The 18,136-nt window shown below is 45.8% G+C and carries 13 protein-coding genes; 1 reads left to right on the forward strand and 12 read right to left on the reverse strand.

Going from position 1 to position 18,136, the window contains the following annotated elements; genetic code table 11:
• Nucleotides 1–172 precede the first annotated feature (172 nt).
• Nucleotides 173–1,144 (forward strand): carbohydrate kinase family protein, encoded by a 972-nt coding sequence (locus GT674_RS04130; RefSeq protein ID WP_161284561.1) that lies wholly within the window; start codon nt 173–175, stop codon nt 1,142–1,144.
• Nucleotides 1,145–1,231: 87 nt separating this feature from the next.
• On the opposite strand, the gene GT674_RS04135 is transcribed toward GT674_RS04130, so the two are convergent.
• The 12 genes from GT674_RS04135 to hisH form a co-directional block, all read right to left on the reverse strand.
• Nucleotides 1,232–2,395 (reverse strand): phosphoglycerate dehydrogenase, encoded by a 1,164-nt coding sequence (locus GT674_RS04135; protein ID WP_161284562.1) that lies wholly within the window; start codon nt 2,393–2,395, stop codon nt 1,232–1,234.
• Nucleotides 2,395–3,477, reverse strand: a complete 1,083-nt coding sequence (serC, locus tag GT674_RS04140) for a 3-phosphoserine/phosphohydroxythreonine transaminase (protein ID WP_161284563.1) — start codon at nt 3,475–3,477, stop codon at nt 2,395–2,397. The genes GT674_RS04135 and serC overlap by 1 nt, the downstream gene beginning before the upstream one ends.
• The gene (ilvB, locus tag GT674_RS04145; protein WP_161284564.1) at nt 3,461–5,152 is read right to left on the reverse strand and encodes a biosynthetic-type acetolactate synthase large subunit; all 1,692 of its coding nucleotides are present in this window, start codon (nt 5,150–5,152) and stop codon (nt 3,461–3,463) included. Before ilvB ends, serC begins: the two co-directional genes overlap by 17 nt.
• A gap of 27 nt (nt 5,153–5,179) precedes the next feature.
• Nucleotides 5,180–6,853, reverse strand: coding sequence for a dihydroxy-acid dehydratase (ilvD, locus tag GT674_RS04150; protein ID WP_161284565.1), 1,674 nt, complete (start codon nt 6,851–6,853; stop codon nt 5,180–5,182).
• Nucleotides 6,854–6,952: 99 nt separating this feature from the next.
• Entirely contained in the window at nt 6,953–8,038 is a 1,086-nt protein-coding gene (gene leuB, locus GT674_RS04155; protein ID WP_161284566.1) for a 3-isopropylmalate dehydrogenase, read from the reverse strand.
• A 205-nt stretch (nt 8,039–8,243) separates the two neighbouring features.
• Nucleotides 8,244–8,540 (reverse strand): preprotein translocase subunit YajC, encoded by a 297-nt coding sequence (yajC, locus tag GT674_RS04160; protein ID WP_072521354.1) that lies wholly within the window; start codon nt 8,538–8,540, stop codon nt 8,244–8,246.
• A 107-nt stretch (nt 8,541–8,647) separates the two neighbouring features.
• Nucleotides 8,648–9,790, reverse strand: a complete 1,143-nt coding sequence (tgt, locus tag GT674_RS04165; RefSeq protein ID WP_161284567.1) for a tRNA guanosine(34) transglycosylase Tgt — start codon at nt 9,788–9,790, stop codon at nt 8,648–8,650.
• Nucleotides 9,791–9,882: 92 nt separating this feature from the next.
• Complete coding sequence (locus GT674_RS04170) at nt 9,883–14,115, reverse strand: 2-hydroxyacyl-CoA dehydratase (protein ID WP_161284568.1); 4,233 nt, start codon at nt 14,113–14,115, stop codon at nt 9,883–9,885.
• A gap of 241 nt (nt 14,116–14,356) precedes the next feature.
• Nucleotides 14,357–15,973 (reverse strand): putative polysaccharide biosynthesis protein, encoded by a 1,617-nt coding sequence (locus GT674_RS04175; RefSeq protein ID WP_161284569.1) that lies wholly within the window; start codon nt 15,971–15,973, stop codon nt 14,357–14,359.
• A gap of 2 nt (nt 15,974–15,975) precedes the next feature.
• Nucleotides 15,976–16,671, reverse strand: a complete 696-nt coding sequence (ung, locus tag GT674_RS04180; protein ID WP_161284570.1) for a uracil-DNA glycosylase — start codon at nt 16,669–16,671, stop codon at nt 15,976–15,978.
• A gap of 13 nt (nt 16,672–16,684) precedes the next feature.
• Nucleotides 16,685–17,443 carry an imidazole glycerol phosphate synthase subunit HisF gene (hisF, locus tag GT674_RS04185; RefSeq protein WP_161284571.1) on the reverse strand — a complete coding sequence of 253 codons (759 nt, stop codon included), beginning with the start codon at nt 17,441–17,443 and terminating at the stop codon, nt 16,685–16,687.
• A 1-nt stretch (nt 17,444) separates the two neighbouring features.
• Complete coding sequence (gene hisH / locus GT674_RS04190) at nt 17,445–18,065, reverse strand: imidazole glycerol phosphate synthase subunit HisH (protein ID WP_161284572.1); 621 nt, start codon at nt 18,063–18,065, stop codon at nt 17,445–17,447.
• Nucleotides 18,066–18,136: the final 71 nt, after the last annotated feature.

The raw sequence follows: 18,136 nt of genomic DNA on the forward strand, positions 1-18,136 counted from the left end.
AACCTTTCTGTAAAATACATCTCTTTAAAAAATAGTTTATCATTTTTTCAGGTAAAAATAAAGAATAGAACGAAATTTGTTTGACAAAACTGCTCTGGTGCGATAAATTGAAATTAACGTTTTTCTGATACACAGGAAACAGAATTCAGAAATCCAAGGAGGTTTTTTTATTATGGAAAACAGAAAATTTGACGTAACCGCTCTCGGCGAATTACTGATCGACTTTACAGAAAACGGATCCAGTTCCCAGGGAAATCCTGTGATGGAGGCCAATCCCGGCGGAGCTCCCTGCAACGTACTCGCAATGCTTGAAAGACTTGGCAAGAAAACAGCCTTTATCGGCAAGGTTGGTAAGGATATGTTCGGTACACAGTTAAAGACCGCTGTTGAAGAAGTCGGTATTGACACCCGCAACCTTATCATGGATGAAAACTGCCACACCACCCTCGCTTTTGTACATACCTATCCGGACGGTGACCGTGACTTTTCTTTCTACCGTGACCCGGGTGCAGATATGATGCTTACTAAGGAAGAAGTTCAGAAAGACCTGATCGAGGCTTCCCGTATCTTCCACTTTGGTACCCTTTCCTCTACTCATGAGGGTGTTCGTGAAGCTACCCGCTATGCCATTGAACTTGCAAAGGAAGCCGGATGCATCGTTACCTTTGATCCAAACCTCCGCCCGCCTCTCTGGAAATCTCTCGAAGATGCCCGTGCAGAGATCGAATACGGTATGTCTAAATGCGACGTATTAAAAATTTCCGACAATGAAGTAGAATTCATGTGTGGAACCACAGATTACAATAAAGGTGCTGCCATGCTCCAGGAGAAATATAACATCCCGCTTATTCTCATCACCATGGGTAAGGACGGAAGCCGTGCATACTACAAGGACATGATCGTAGAGGCAGCTCCTTTCCTTCAGGAAAACACCATCGAGACAACCGGTGCCGGAGACACCTTCTGTGCAAGCACATTAAACTATGTTCTCGATCACGGTCTTGAGAATCTCACAGAGGAAAATCTCAAAGAGCTCCTCACCTTCGCAAACGCGGCTGCATCTCTCATTACCACACGTAAGGGTGCGCTCCGTGTTATGCCGACACGTGAAGAAGTTGAAAGTTTCATTGCAAGCCGTAAATAATTTTTCATATCATTTACATACAAAAATCCCGGACAATTCTGATGAAGAATTTCCGGGATTTTTTTTGCCAGAAGGCTTTTAAACTTTTTATTTGATTACACGAACCTTGGATACACCTTCGATTGCTCTAAGCTCATCCAGAGCTTCTTTGGATGCTGCACTTTCAAGATCAATGATGGTATACGCATATCCACCACGGCTCTTGTTTGTCATATCAGCAATGTTCAATCCCTCGCTTCCGAGGATCTTGGTGAACTGGCTGATCATGTTCGGGATGTTTTTGTGGCAGATGGTGATACGTCCGACTGCCACACAGGTACCCATATCACAGTTTGGATAGTTCACAGAATTCTTGATATTTCCGTTTTCGAGGAAATCTCTGACTTCTTTGACTGCCATAACTGCACAGTTCTCTTCGGATTCCTCTGTGGATGCACCAAGATGTGGTGTTACAAGGATTCCCGGTCTGCCTGCTACAGTTGCATTTGCAAAGTCAGTAACATATTTCTTTACCTTTCCGCTGTCAAGAGCTTCTACAAGGGCTTCCTCGTCAACGAGAAGGTCTCTTGCGAAGTTCAGAAGAACGACTCCATCTTTCATCTTTGTGAAAGCCTCACGGTCGATCATCTTGCGTGTGTTGTCTGTAAGCGGTACATGGATGGTGATGTAATCGCACTGGCTGTAGATCTCATCCAGAGATTTGCTGTGTTTGATGGTTCTGGACAGGTTCCATGCTGCATCAATGGAGATGAACGGGTCATATCCGTAGACTTCCATTCCAAGATGTGTTGCAGAGTTTGCAACCATGGCTCCAATCGCACCAAGTCCGATAATACCCAGTTTCTTACCGCTGATCTCACATCCTGCAAACTGTTTTTTCTGTTTCTCAGCCAGTTTGTCGATGTGTTCTTTGTCTTCTTCATGTGCTACCCACTCAATACCTCCAACGATATCACGGGAAGCAAGGAGCATTCCTGCAAGAACAAGCTCCTTAACACCATTTGCATTTGCGCCAGGTGTATTGAATACTACGATACCGTTCTCTGCACACTGCTCAACCGGAATGTTGTTGACACCTGCGCCTGCACGGGCGATAACTTTGACATTCTCCGGAAGCTCCATATCATGCATCTTGGCACTTCTTACCAGAACTGCATCTGCATCCTTTAATTCTTCCGTCTGTTTGTACTCATCTCCAAACAGGCCAAGACCTGTCTGGGAGATTGGATTAAGGCATTTATACTGGAACATTACGCATTCTCCTCCTCAAATTTTTTCATGAATGCAACGAGGGCTTCTACGCCTTCTTTTGGCATTGCATTGTAGATACTTGCACGCATACCGCCCACTGTTCTGTGTCCTTTGAGGTTTACAAGACCTGCTGCTTTTGCCTCTTTGACAAATTTGGCATCCATGTCTTTATCACCTGTGACAAAAGGAACATTCATCAGAGAACGGGAAGCCGGCTCTACTGTACCTTTGAAGAGTTTGCTCTGATCCAGATAATCATAGAGGATCTTTGCTTTTTCGATGTTTCTCTTCTGCATTTCTTCCAGTCCGCCCATAGCCTTGAGCCATTTGAAGACTTTGCCGCATACATAGATGCAGTATGCGTTTGGTGTATTGTAAAGAGATCCTGCATCTGCATGTGTCTTGTATGTAAGCATGGTTGGTGTTCCCGGAAGAACATCCTCTGTAATAAGATCTTCACGAATGATCGCGATCACCATGCCGGCAGGTCCGATGTTTTTCTGAACGCCACCGTAGATGATACCATATTTGCTTACATCTACAGGCTCAGATAAGAAGCAGGAAGAAACGTCTGCCACCAGAGTTTTGCCTTTTGTATTCGGAAGTGTCTTGAATTTTGTTCCGTAAATTGTATTGTTTTCACAAATGTATACATAATCCGCATCCGGGCTGATCGGAAGATCGCTGCAGTCCGGGATATAGGAGAAGGTCTTATCCTCGGAAGATGCAATCTTATTTACCTTTCCGTACTTCTGTGCTTCCTGGTATGCTTTCTTTGCCCACTGACCGGTAACAATATAGTCAGCAACTCCGTTCTTCATCAGGTTCATCGGAATCATGGCAAACTGCTGGGAAGCACCGCCCTGAAGGAATAATACCTTGTAATTATCCGGAATATTCATAAGATCTCTGAGATCTTTCTCTGCATCATCAATGATTTTCTGGAATTCCGGGCTTCTATGGCTCATTTCCATTACAGACATACCACTTCCCTGGTAATCCATCATCTCATCTGCTACTTCTTTCAGAACTGTTTCCGGCAGTACAGCCGGTCCTGCGGAAAAATTATATACTCTGCTCATTGTTCTTCATATCCTCCTCGTCAAAAACTTCATTCAGACTTGCACCTGCAGGCACCATTGGAAATACGCTGAGATCCTGGTCGATCCAGCAGTCCAGTACTACAGGTCCGTCTGTCGCCAGCGCCTCTCGGATTGCCGGCTCTACCTCTTCCATCTTCGTGACACGGATTGCCTTCGCTCCCATGCCCTCAGATATTTTCACAAAATCCACGGCATCGTCAAGGACGGTATGTGAATATCTGTGTTCATAGAACAAGGTCTGCCACTGACGCACCATACCCAGCACATGATTGTTCATGACAATTTGCAAAAGCTGTTTATGGCAGCGCACTGCTGTCGCGATCTCATTCATATTCATTCTGAAACAGCCATCTCCGCCAATATTGACAACTGTTTTGTCCGGTCTTCCCATCTTGGCACCGATCGCAGCTCCAAGTCCGTATCCCATTGTTCCGAGACCACCGGAAGTCAGGAAAGTACGGGGTTCTTTGTACTTGAAGTACTGTGCGGCCCACATCTGGTGCTGACCGACATCCGTTGAGATAATTGCATCACCGTTGGTGATCTCATAGAGTTTCTCTATAATGTATGGTCCTGTGAGCTGAGAATGATCATAAGTCAGAGGATATTTTGCTTTCATCTCCTGAATATGCTCGATCCACTCCGGATGCTGTTCTTCCGGAATCATTTCCAGAAGTCTGCGGAGTACCTCTCTTACATCTCCTATCACAGACGCATCTACCACAACATTCTTATTGATTTCGGCCGCATCCACATCGATCTGAAGGATTTTGGCCTGTTTTGCAAAGGTCTTCGCATTACCGGTGACACGGTCACTGAAACGTGCACCCAGTACGATCAGAAGGTCACACTGTGTAACGCCAAGATCGGAAGTCTTGGTTCCATGCATACCGAGCATTCCTGTATACAGAGGATCCTCTCCTGAGAAAGCTCCCTTGCCCATCAGACTGTCGCACACCGGTGCCTGGATCTTGTGGGCCAGTTCGCTGATCTCCTTGGAAGCCCCAGAGATCACACAACCGCCGCCGACAAAGATATATGGCTTCTTCGCTTCCTCTATTATCTGTGCTGCAATTTCAAGATCTTCTTTACGGATCGTCTCGACTTCTCGGTTGATCGTAGCCGGACGGCGTACAGAATATTCACATGTCGCTGCTGTTACGTCTTTCGTCACATCAACCAGTACCGGACCCGGACGTCCGCTTTTGGCAATATAAAAAGCCTTGCGGATCGTATCAGCCAGCATGGAAATGTCTTTTACGATAAAACTGTGTTTTGTGATCGGCATTACAATGCCGGCAATATCAACCTCCTGAAAGGAATCTCTTCCAAGAAGTGGTTTTCCTACGTTCGCGGTGATCGCTACCACCGGGACAGAATCCATGTATGCGGTCGCAATACCTGTAACCAGATTTGTGGCTCCAGGGCCGGAGGTTGCCAGACATACTCCGACTTTTCCCGTAGCACGGGCATAACCATCTGCTGCATGAGAAGCACCCTGTTCATGAGATGTTAGGACATGATGGATCTCATCACTGTGTTTATAGAGAGCATCATAGACATTGAGGATTGCACCTCCCGGATAGCCAAAAACAGTATCTACTTTCTGTTCCTTAAGGCATTCGATGATGATCTCTGCACCTGTAAGCTGCATTGTATCTCCTCCTGTGTTCATCATATATTATTTTGCTTTCGGCACTTCAAGGATTGCACCTCTGTTGCCTGAGGTAACCATTGCAGCATATCTCGCAAGATATCCGGTTGTGACTTTTGGCTCACGCGGCTGCCATTTTGCTTTTCTTGCTGCCATCTCCTCGTCAGAAACCTTAACTTCCAGTCGAAGTTCCGGAATATTAATACTGATGATGTCCCCTTCTTCGATCAGTGCGATCGGTCCGCCTACTGCTGCTTCCGGTGAAACATGTCCGATGGAAGCTCCACGGGATGCACCGCTGAAACGTCCGTCTGTAATAAGGGCTACGGAAGAGCCAAGTCCCATACCTGCGATCGCAGAGGTCGGATTCAGCATTTCTCTCATTCCAGGGCCGCCCTTCGGTCCCTCATAGCGGATAACAACAACGTCACCTGCCACGATCTTGCCACCTTTGATTGCTGCGATCGCATCCTCCTCACAGCCAAACACTCTCGCCGGACCTTCATGTACCATCATCTCTTCTACGACTGCGGAACGTTTTACCACACCGCCGTCCGGAGCGATATTTCCCTTAAGAACTGCAAGACCACCGGTCTGGCTGTACGGGTTGTCGATCGGGCGGATAACTTCCGGATTGAGGTTAACACATCCTTCGATATTTTCGCCTACAGTTTTTCCTGTTACTGTCATACATTCCGTATGGAGAAGTCCCTTTTTGTTCAGTTCATTCATAACTGCATAAACACCGCCGGCCTCATTCAGGTCTTCCATATAAGTTGGACCTGCCGGTGCCAGATGGCAGAGGTTCGGTGTCTTTGCGCTGATCTCGTTTGCAAAGCTGATATCAAAATCCATTCCGACTTCATGAGCGATTGCCGGAAGATGGAGCATACTGTTGGTAGAACATCCAAGTGCCATATCTACTGTCAGCGCATTCAGGATGGCTTCCCTTGTCATGATGTCTCTCGGACGGATATTTCTGCGGTACATCTCCATAACCTGCATACCTGCATGCTTTGCAAGACGGATACGCTCGGAATATACTGCCGGGATAGTTCCGTTTCCACGAAGTCCCATACCAAGAACCTCTGTCAGACAGTTCATGGAGTTTGCGGTATACATACCGGAACAGGATCCACATGTAGGACATGTTTTGTTCTCAAATTCTGTCAGTTCATCCTCTGTGATCTTACCTGCCGCATAAGAGCCAACAGCTTCAAACATGCTGGAGAGGCTGGTCTTATGTCCGTGAATATGACCTGCCAGCATCGGACCTCCGCTTACGAATACAGTCGGAACATTCAGTCGTGCTGCTGCCATCAGAAGTCCCGGTACGTTTTTGTCACAGTTTGGAACCATAACAAGAGCATCAAACTGATGAGCCATTGCCATCGCCTCTGTGGAATCTGCAATCAGATCTCTAGTTACCAGTGAATATTTCATTCCGACATGTCCCATTGCAATACCGTCACAGACAGCAATTGCCGGGAATACAACCGGTGTACCACCTGCCATTGCAACACCCTGTTTTACGGCTGCCACGATCTTGTCCAGATTCATATGGCCAGGTACGATTTCATTATAGGAACTTACGATTCCGACTAAAGGACGTTCCATTTCTTCTTTTGTTAATCCAAGGGCATTAAACAGGGAACGATGAGGTGCCTGCTGTGAGCCTGCTTTTACTGAATCACTTCTCATTTTATTTACTCCTCTTTACTTAATCTATACGATACTTACGGATTATTCCGTGCATAGCACTCCTACAATCCTGCCCGACATTCGCATATTGCGGGATTATCATACTGCTGCTGCGATCAGATCTCCCATTTCTTTCGTTCCGACAGCCTTGCATCCGTCTGACATGATGTCACCTGTACGATATCCGTCTGTCAGCACCTTCTGTACGGCTGCTTCTACCGCATCGGCTTCCTCATCCAGATTCAGAGAATAACGAAGCATCATTGCTGCTGAAAGAATAGTCGCAATCGGATTTGCCTTATTCTGTCCTGCAATATCCGGTGCTGATCCATGGCTTGGCTCATACAGACCGAATTTTGTCTCGTTGAGGCTTGCAGAAGAAAGCATTCCGATAGATCCTGTGACCATACTTGCCTCATCGGATAAAATATCTCCGAACATATTCTCGGTGAGGATAACGTCAAACTGTGCCGGATCATGTACAAGCTGCATTGCACAGTTATCAACCAGCATATGCTCCAGGGTTACTTCCGGATAGTCCGCTGCAACTTCCTCTACAACTTTTCTCCAGAGTCTTGAGGAATCAAGAACGTTTGCCTTGTCAACACTTGTAACCTTTTTCTTTCTCTTCATTGCAATATCAAATGCCTTGACCGCAATACGACGGATTTCGTTTTCATTGTAAGAAAGTGTGTCGATTGCTTTCTTTACGCCGTCCTCTTCGATAGTTTTTCTTTCTCCGAAGTAAAGACCTCCTGTCAGTTCACGGACAATAATCATATCAAATCCGTTTTCGCCAATCACCTCTTTCTTGATCGGGCAGGCTTCTTCCAGTTCTTTGTAAAGATACGCCGGACGAAGGTTTGCAAAAAGGTTTAAGGCTTTGCGGATAGCAAGAAGACCTGCCTCCGGACGTTTGGACGGCTCCAGTTTATACCATGGGGACGTCTTGGCATCTCCGCCGATAGAACCCATCAGAACTGCATCAGAGGATTTTGCAGTGGCAATTGCCTCCTCTGTAAGCGGCACGCCATGAACATCAATCGATGCTCCACCGAGGAGTACCTCTGAATATGTGAAGGTGTGGTGATATTTCTCACATACCTTATCAAGAACTTTCTTTGCTTCACTAACGATTTCCGGTCCGATTCCATCTCCCGGGATCAATGCGATTCTGTATTCCATCTTTTTCTTCCTCTCTCTGCATCACACGAAAAACATGCAGATTCCTTTCGTTGCGAATATTGTTATTATAATAACGCACTTTTTGTCACTTTTCAACCCTTTACTACTTAAAAGTTACAACGTGTTGCCAGACGAAGTGGCCGTACCTATAAAGTAAAAAAAAGAAGTGCCGCATCTGACGCAGCACTTACTTTCTTATTTGCAGTTATGCGGATGCCTGTTCTGCTTTCTCCACCTCTGCAATAGCCTGTTTTCTCATTGGGATACGGCAGTTCTTGTTATTGCCGAATTCTACAATCACATCTTCTTCAGTCATGTCGATGATCACTCCATAGAAGCCGCTTGTGGTAACAATGCTGTCACCGACTTCCATGCTGTTGAGCATTGCCTGAAGTCTCTTCTGCTCTTTCTTCTGAGGACGGATCATCAGGAAATACATAACTCCGAAGATAACAACCATCCACAAAATCATCATACCCATGCTTGCGGTACTTTCGTTCATTTGAGGTTCCTCCTGTTTCTGACTTACATTCCTGTTCTTCTCCAGGAACACTACACACTATCATACACAAAAAAAGTCTTTACTTCAAGTATTTTTGCATATTTTTATTATTTCTGCTCCCCTGCCGCAAATCCTTCCAGACGCATTTTCTTATAGTCGGCAAATCTGCCCTCATCCAGTGCGTCACGGATCTCTTTCATCATATGATTATAGAAATACAGATTGTGCAGAACACAGAGACGCATTCCAAGCATTTCTTTTGCCTTGAGAAGATGACGGATATAAGCCCGGCTGTAATGACGGCATGCCGGACAGCCGCAGCCTTCCTCGATCGGACGTGTATCCAGCTCGTATTTGGCATTAAACATATTCATCTTGCCATGGTTGGTGTACACATGTCCATGACGGCCATTGCGGCTTGGATATACGCAGTCAAAGAAGTCTATTCCTCTGTCCACACCCTCAAGAATGTTTGCAGGTGTTCCGACACCCATAAGATAAGTTGGCTTATCCTGCGGAAGATACGGCACAACCGCATCGAGGATACGATACATTTCTTCGTGTGTCTCACCAACAGCAAGACCGCCTACCGCATAACCGTCAAGATCCATCTTTGCAATTTCTTTTGCATGTTCGATTCGGATATCTTCGTAGATTGCCCCCTGATTGATACCGAACAGAAGCTGTTCTTTGTTGATGGTATCCGGAAGGCTGTTGAGGCGTGCCATCTCTGTCTTGCATCGTGCAAGCCAGCGTGTGGTACGCTCTACAGATTTCTGTACATAATCTCTGTCTGCCACACTGCTCGGACATTCATCAAATGCCATTGCGATGGTGGACGCAAGATTGGACTGGATCTGCATACTCTCCTCCGGTCCCATAAAAATCTTATGTCCGTCAATATGTGACTGGAAGTGTACGCCCTCTTCCTTGATCTTACGGAGCTTTGCCAGAGAAAATACCTGGAATCCACCGGAATCAGTGAGAATCGGACGTTCCCAGTTCATAAACTTATGAAGTCCTCCAAGCTGTTTGACTACTTTGTCACCAGGACGCACATGCAGATGATAGGTATTGGAAAGCTCCACCTGTGTTCCGATGTCATAAAGATCCTGTGTAGAAACCGCCCCCTTGATCGCACCGATGGTTCCTACGTTCATGAATACAGGAGTCTGGATCGTTCCATGGACAGTCTCAAACTGTGCACGCTTCGCACGCCCCTCCGTTTTCATCAATGTATATTTTGCCATATTCGTTCCTCTTTCTGTTTTTATATAATATCACTCGGTCTTAAGTATATCAGAAGGTACGAAAATGGTAAAGGGGAATGTTTGGATGGGTATCAGGACAATTCCCTGTTAAGATTTTTCTGTGCTGTGGAAAGCATCAGCTTAATACGGTTCAGCTGGTTAACCTCACTGGCTCCCGGATCGTAGTCAATCGCTACAATATTTGCCTCGGGATGCTCTCTTCGGATCTCCTTGATCACGCCCTTGCCGACAATGTGGTTCGGAAGACATCCAAATGGCTGGATACATACAATATTCGGCACCCCACCATGGATCAGTTCCATCATCTCTCCAGTCAGGAACCATCCCTCACCTGTCTGGTTTCCGGGTGATACGATCGGCTCTGCCATCTTTGCCAGATCTGCGATATCTGCAGACGGTGTAAAGTGACGGCTCTGTGCAAGTGCCTCATTCATAGGTTTGCGCAGCCATTCGATCGCCTTGATTCCCCAGTTTGCCATGGCTGCTTTGTTTTTCTTAAATCCAAGAAACTCACATTTAAAGTTCTGATTATAGAAACAATAATTAATAAAATCAATCAGATCCGGGCATACTGCCTCTGCTCCTTCTGCCTCCAGGAGCTCTGCCAGATGATTATTTGCCGCCGGCAGGAATTTGACAAGAATCTCTCCGACAATACCGACACGTGGTTTCTTCTCATCGCTGATCGGGATCAGGTCAAACTCATGTACCATCTCATGGCACATCTTCTTGAACTGACTGTGGCTGACACTGCCTCCTGTCAGGAAAGAAATAACTCTCTGCTCCCATATCTTATGTTTACGGTTGACAATTCCCTCTTCCAGTTCATACGGACGCATACGATAAACGCATTTCATCAGTATGTCTCCAAAGACTGCACCATAGCAGATACGTTTGATCAGCGGAAGGGTCAGCTTAAAGCCCGGATTGCTTTCAAGTCCACTTAAATTGAGAGAAATAACCGGAACCTGCTCCATGCCGGCTTTCTTAAGTGCACGGCGGATAAACGCGATATAGTTAGATGCACGACATCCACCACCTGTCTGTGACATGATAACGGCAGTTTTGTCAAGGTCATATTTCCCGGAAAGAAGTGCATCCATGACCTGACCGACAACCATCAGTGACGGATAGCAGGCATCGTTGTTGACATATTTCAGTCCGACATCTACTGCATGCTTGTTGTCATTCGGAAGTACTTCCAGATGATATCCACAGCTGTTAAATGCCGCCTCCAGAATACCAAAATGGAACGGTGACATCTGCGGACACAGGATTGTATAGTCCTTTCGCATCTGCTTGGTAAATACAACCTTCTCTATGGAGGACGGACGGATCTCGCGTTCTTTATGCTGGGCATCCTTTGCACGAAGTGCTGCAAGAAGAGATCGTACACGGATTCTTGCTGCACCGAGATTGTTGACCTCATCAATCTTTAAGCAGGTATAAATCTTACCGCTGCCATCCAGAATTTCATAAACCTCATCGGTCGTAACTGCATCCAGACCACAGCCAAAGGAGTTCAGCTGGATCAGATCCAGATTGTCCTGTGTCTTGACAAAGTTTGCAGCCGCATACAGACGGGAATGGTACATCCACTGGTCATTGACACGGATCGGACGTTCAATTTTTGCCAGATGAGAAACAGAATCCTCCGTAAGCACCGCAATACCATAACCATTGATCAGATCCGGAATACCATGGTGGATCTCAGGATCAATATGGTACGGACGACCTGCAAGAACAATTCCTCTTCTGCCGGTATCTTTAAGATACTGAAGAGTCTCCTCGCCCTTCGCCTGTACATCCTTACGCACCTGTGCAAGCTCTTCCCATGCCGCATGTGCTGCTGCTTTTACTTCATCAGCCGGGATATCCTTAAACACCTCTACCAGACGGTCTGTCAGAATTGCCTCCGTTGTAAATGCCATAAACGGATTCATAAACCGAATATCCGGGTTCTTGAGTTCATCCACGTTATTCTTGATGTTTTCTGCATAGGAAGTAACGATCGGGCAGTTATAATGATTGACTGCATCCGGAAACTCATTACGCTCATAAGGCACGCACGGATAGAAAATAAATTTCACGCCTTTTTTGATCAGCCAGCTGACATGTCCATGTGCAAGCTTTGCCGGATAACATTCGGATTCACTCGGAATAGACTCAATACCCAGCTCATAAATCTTTCTGGTTGAAGTCGGTGAGAGCACCACTTCATATTTCAGTTTTGTAAAGAATGTAAACCAGAACGGATAATTCTCAAACATATTCAGGACTCGCGGAATTCCCACCTGTCCTCTTGTCGCCTGATCTGCACTGAGCGGTTCATAGGAAAACAGTCGTTTATATTTGTATTCATAGAGATTCGGAACATGGTCTTTGTTCTTCTCTTTACCAATTCCTCGCTCACAGCGGTTCCCGCTGACAAACTGACGGCCGCCGGTAAATTTATTGATCGTCAGACGACAGTTGTTTGTACATCCATGGCAGTTTGCCATAGAGGTGGTATATTTCAGCTCATTAATCTTGTCGATAGAGAGCATCGTTGTCTTTTTTCCTGTCTCATAACGCTCTCTTGCGATCAGAGCCGCACCGAAGGCTCCCATGATTCCGGCGATATCCGGACGGATTGCTTCACAGCTGGCAATCTTTTCGAAGCTTCGAAGTACCGCGTCATTATAGAAGGTACCGCCCTGCACCACAATATGTCTGCCAAGCTCTGTCGCATCAGACACCTTGATAACCTTGTAAAGAGCATTTTTGATAACAGAATAGGCAAGACCCGCAGAGATATCCGATACCTCCGCTCCCTCCTTCTGTGCCTGCTTTACCTTGGAGTTCATAAATACAGTACAGCGGGTTCCGAGATCGATCGGATGCTGTGCATAAAGAGCAGCCTTTGCAAAATCCTGCACACTGTAATTCAGTGACTTTGCAAATGTTTCAATAAAGGATCCGCATCCAGAAGAACACGCCTCATTCAGCTGTACGCTGTCTACGGTCTGATTCTTTATCTTGATGCACTTCATGTCCTGTCCGCCGATGTCCAGAATACAATCGACCTCCGGGTCAAAGAACGCTGCCGCATAATAGTGGGACACCGTTTCAACCTCTCCCTCATCCAGAAGAAAGGCTGCCTTCATCAGTGCTTCTCCATATCCTGTAGAACATGCATAGGCGATCTGTGCATCATCCGGAAGTATGGAATAAATCTCCTGAATAGAACGGATAGCGGTCTTCAGTGGGCTTCCATTATTGCTGCTGTAAAAAGAATACAGAAGTGTTCCGTCTTCTCCTACCAGAGCAGTCTTGGTCGTAGTAGACCCCGCATCGATACCAAGATAGCAATTTCCCTTATAGGAAGCCAAATCTCCCTTTTTGACCTTATAGGAGGACTGACGTTTCTTGAAAGCTTCATAATCTTCTTCTGATGCAAACAACGGCTCCATACGCTCTACTTCAAAATCCAGTTTGATCGAATGGCGAAGTCTGTCTTTGAGTTCTGTCAGGGAAACGGTCACATCCTTCTTTGCATTCAATGCAGAGCCAATTGCAGCAAACAGATGAGAATTGTCCGGAACGATCGTATGCTCCTCATCCAGTTTCAATGTTCTGATAAACGCTTCTTTCAGTTCAGAAAGGAAATGCAGCGGTCCTCCCAAGAATGCCACATGACCACGGATTGGTTTACCACATGCCAGTCCGGAAATCGTCTGATTGACTACTGCCTGGAAAATAGACGCAGAAAGATCCTCCTTTGTTGCACCATCGTTGATCAACGGCTGAATATCTGTCTTTGCAAACACACCACATCTTGCAGCAATCGGATAAAGAGCCTTGTAATTCTTCGCATATTCGTTCAGTCCAGGTGCATCTGTCTGAAGCAGAGATGCCATCTGATCAATGAAGGAGCCAGTACCACCGGCGCAGATACCATTCATTCTCTGTTCAATATTTCCGCCCTCAAAATAAATGATCTTGGCATCCTCGCCGCCAAGTTCGATCGCAACATCCGTCTTTGGTGCAAGCTTCTGCAGCGAAGTTGAAACTGCGATGACCTCCTGCACAAACGGAATTTCCAGATGGTTTGCAAGTGTCAGACCACCGGAACCTGTGATGACCGGACAAAGTGTCATTTCCCCAAGTTTCCCCTGGGCTTTCTCCAGAAGATCAGCCAGTGTTTCCTGAATGTTTGCAAAATGACGCTCGTAATCTGCAAACAAAAGATTCTCCTGCTCATCAAGAATCGCAATTTTTACTGTCGTGGATCCGATGTCAATTCCCAATGTGTATGTATTCAATAAATCGACCTCCTCGTCATAAACTGTATCATACAGTTATGAATGTAACGTGTTTCTTTGTAATAAAATATATTACTTCTTATTAAAAAGTGTTTCTTAATCGAATTCCGTAACATTATACGACAAACTTTTCCAAATGACAATGACCAACTTCAGGATTTTGAAAATAACTGTTCACAGGTAGTATTGTATACTTGGAAAGAGCATTTTCGGAGGAATTCCGAAAATGCTCTTTTATTCATTATCTGTGAAATTTATCTGCAATTCTGACAAGATATGTCCCGCCTGGTATTCGAAGCAAACGCTCGGCAGCACTCTTATCTACCATAACATAAACCAGAAAATATGCTGCCGCTGCCAGGATGATCGACACACCAAGGCAGATAATATTGGATGGCACTATGGCATGTAATCCATAATATACCCCTGCTGCCACTACTCCCATAACAACAGAAGCAATGATCGGGCTTACATAGGCGGTCTTCCATGGATTCCTGTAATCCAGATATTTTTTCATAAAGATATCATTCATCACACATACAACAATCGCATAGATAATCATTGCAACCAGAAGTGCATAAATTCCAAGATCCGTAAACATCAGAAGCAGCACAACCGCGATCACATCAACCACAAGTGCCACCGCTGCTGTCATCATCGGAATCTTCGGCTTTCCGATTCCCTGAAGCACACCGTTGGAAATATTGGACATTCCATTCAGGAGGATCGTAAAGGAACCCAGCATAAGAAGCTTCCCTGCAACACCATTTGTTCCTCCAAAGAGCAGAGATACGATTGGCTGTGCCAGGACAGCAAGACCGACTGCACACGGAATGGAAATAAACATGGAAAGCTGTACCGTCTGGTCTACTCTTCTCCTTGTTTCATCGATATCGCCAGTCGCATACAGAGCAGAAACCTCCGGTATCATAGAGGTCGGTGCCGCACTGGAGAGTGTCAGTGGAATATTGATGATACTCATGAAATAAGTGGCATATTCTGCATAAAGCATACTGATCGTATCAGCGTTCATGCCATGTTTTCCCATAATTTCCGAGTACAGTACACCATTTAAGTATCCGTTGATATTGTAAATAAAAGAACTCAGGATGATCGGCGATACGATCAGGATGATCAGTTTCAGGATCTCCCCATAAGATTCTGCCTCATGATAATGATCTCCTGCTACTCTTCTCTTGATATTTCTGCGATTCACACCATACACAAGAAGCATAAACAGAAGTGCGATCACAACACCTGCAGTCGTTCCCACCGTAGAACCGGCAGCACCCCATTTTGCAACGCTGCCATCACTTCCATCCGCAAAATACTTGATGAACATCCACGCAGCAATCAGACTGACTGCCGCATTAAAAATCTGCTCAAGGATCTGCGAAATCGAAGTAGGCATCATATTTCTGTATGCCTGAAAATATCCCCTGTACACGCCAAGAATTCCTGAAAGAAAAATCGTAGGTGACAAAATCTGCAGTGCCAGCACCGCATTGGGCTGATTACTCGGAATGATGAACCTCGCCCCAAACAAACACACCAGTGCCACAATTCCGCCTACGATTGCCGCATAGATCAGAGAACCATGAAAAATCTTCTGTGCGTTTTTGTAATCCTTTAAAGCAATCCTCTCAGAGATCAGCTTGGAGACTGCCTGAGGGATACTGAAAGAAGCAATCATCAGAAGGATCATATAGGCATTCTGGGCAAGACTGATGTATCCCATTCCCATATTTCCTACGATCGAAGAAAGCGGACTTTTGTATAATAACCCGATAACCTTGGAAATCATTGCCGCGATCATCAGAAAAGACGCGTTTTTGACTAAATTGTTCTTCTGATTCATGTTCACTCCTTATTTTCCTGTTCTGTCTTATTCTCGATCTGCCAGTCGATCGGCTCCAGCCCGTTGCGAAGCAGAAATTCATTGGTTTTGCTGAAATGACGGCACCCAAAAAAGCCTCTGTACGCAGACAGCGGACTTGGATGCGGAGCCTCCAGGATCAGATGCTTCGGATTATTGAGCATGGATTTTTTGGTCTGTGCCGGACGTCCCCACAGAAGAAAAACAATCGGCCGGTCCTGTTCATTCAGGATTCGGATCGCTGCATCGGTAAACTGTTCCCAGCCGATGCCCCTGTGAGAGTTTGCCTGATGTGCACGGACAGTCAGCACTGTATTCAACATCAGCACTCCCTGTTTCGCCCACTTTTCCAGATAACCGTTATCCGGAATATAGCATCCCAGATCGTCATGCAGTTCCTGATAAATATTAACCAATGACGGCGGAATCTCCACATCTCTTTTGACAGAAAAGCAAAGTCCATGCGCCTGTCCGTCATTGTGATATGGATCCTGTCCGAGAATCACGACTTTTACCTGACTCAGCGGGGTAAAATGAAATGCATTAAACATATCCTCTGCCGGAGGAAAAATCTTCTGTGTCTGGTATTCCTGCATCACTGTTTTGTATAACTTCGAATAATATGGCTGATGGAATTCTCCCTTTAATGCTTCCAGCCACTCTCCTGATAAAGGAGCCATTTCCTATCACCTCTTATCTTCGGACGGAAATCCCTTTCTCTGCCAGATAGTCCTTTACCTGACGGATCTCCAATTCTTTGTAATGGAATAAAGATGCTGCCAGTGCCGCATCCGCACCGCCTTCTGTCAGTGCATCATAAAAATGCTCCAGAGTTCCCGCACCTCCGGATGCAATGACCGGAACAGAAACTGCATCCGCGATCGCTCTGGTAAGCTCAATGTCATATCCTGCCTTGGTGCCATCACAATCCATACTGGTAAGAAGGATTTCACCCGCACCGAGCTTCTCAACCTTCTTGGCCCACTCAATGGCATCAATGCCTGTATCCAGTCGTCCGCCATGTTTATAGATATTCCAGCCGCCATCCTGTCTTCTCTTGGCATCGATTGCAACGACCACGCACTGACTTCCGAACTTCTCTGCTGCCTCTGTGATCAGTTCCGGACGATCGATCGCCGCAGAATTGACAGAGATCTTGTCTGCACCCTCACGGAGAAGTTTCCTGAAATCCTCTACTGTACGAATGCCGCCGCCTACGGTAAACGGGATAAAAACATTCGCTGCAACCTGCCGCACCATATCCACAACGGTATCACGTTCCTCGCAGGATGCCGTGATATCCAGAAAAACAAGTTCATCTGCACCTGCTGCATCATAGGCTCTGGCAATCTCCACCGGATCTCCTGCGTCCTTAAGATCCACAAAATTAACGCCTTTTACCACCCGGCCGTTATTTACATCCAGACAGGGAATGATTCTTTTTGTAAACATTTCAGTTCCCCTCCTTCTCAAGTTTTGCAAAGTTTTCGAGAATCTTAAGACCATATCTGCTGCTCTTTTCCGGATGGAACTGGCAGGCAAATACATTGTCCTTCTCAACAGAAGCATGAATCGTCGTGCTGTAATCTGTCACTGCTTTTACAATCTCCGGTTCTTCTGCCTGAAGATAATAGGAATGCACAAAATAAACATACGTATCTTCCGGAATGCCCTTAAACAATCTTCCATTATTCTGCAGATGCAGGGAATTCCATCCCATATGTGGAATCTTAAGTCCCGGAGATGGTGGAATTCGGAGGATTCTGCCCTTCAGGATTCCAAGCCCCTCAACGCCAGGTGTCTCCTCGCTGCTCTCAAAAAGGAGCTGCAGCCCCAGACAGATTCCAAGAAAAGGAGTTCCTTCCTTTATCATATCCTTTATTACCGGAACCAGACCATACTTATGCAGGTTTTCCATTGCCTCTCCAAAGCTTCCAACACCGGGAAGAATCACCTTGTCTGCCTTTGTCAGCACTTCAGGATCACGAGATACAACCGTTTCCTCCCCAAGATATGCAAGTGCCTTTTCTACACTTTTGATATTTCCTGCATCATAATCGATAATTGCTATCATTTATTATAACCTCCTGATTATAAGTGGTTTCAGCTGAATAACAGTACATTGATATTCTTTGATACCACCTA

The sequence above is a fragment of the Blautia sp. BIOML-A1 genome, assembly GCF_009883055.1.
Taxonomy (GTDB): Bacteria; Bacillota; Clostridia; order Lachnospirales; family Lachnospiraceae; genus Blautia_A.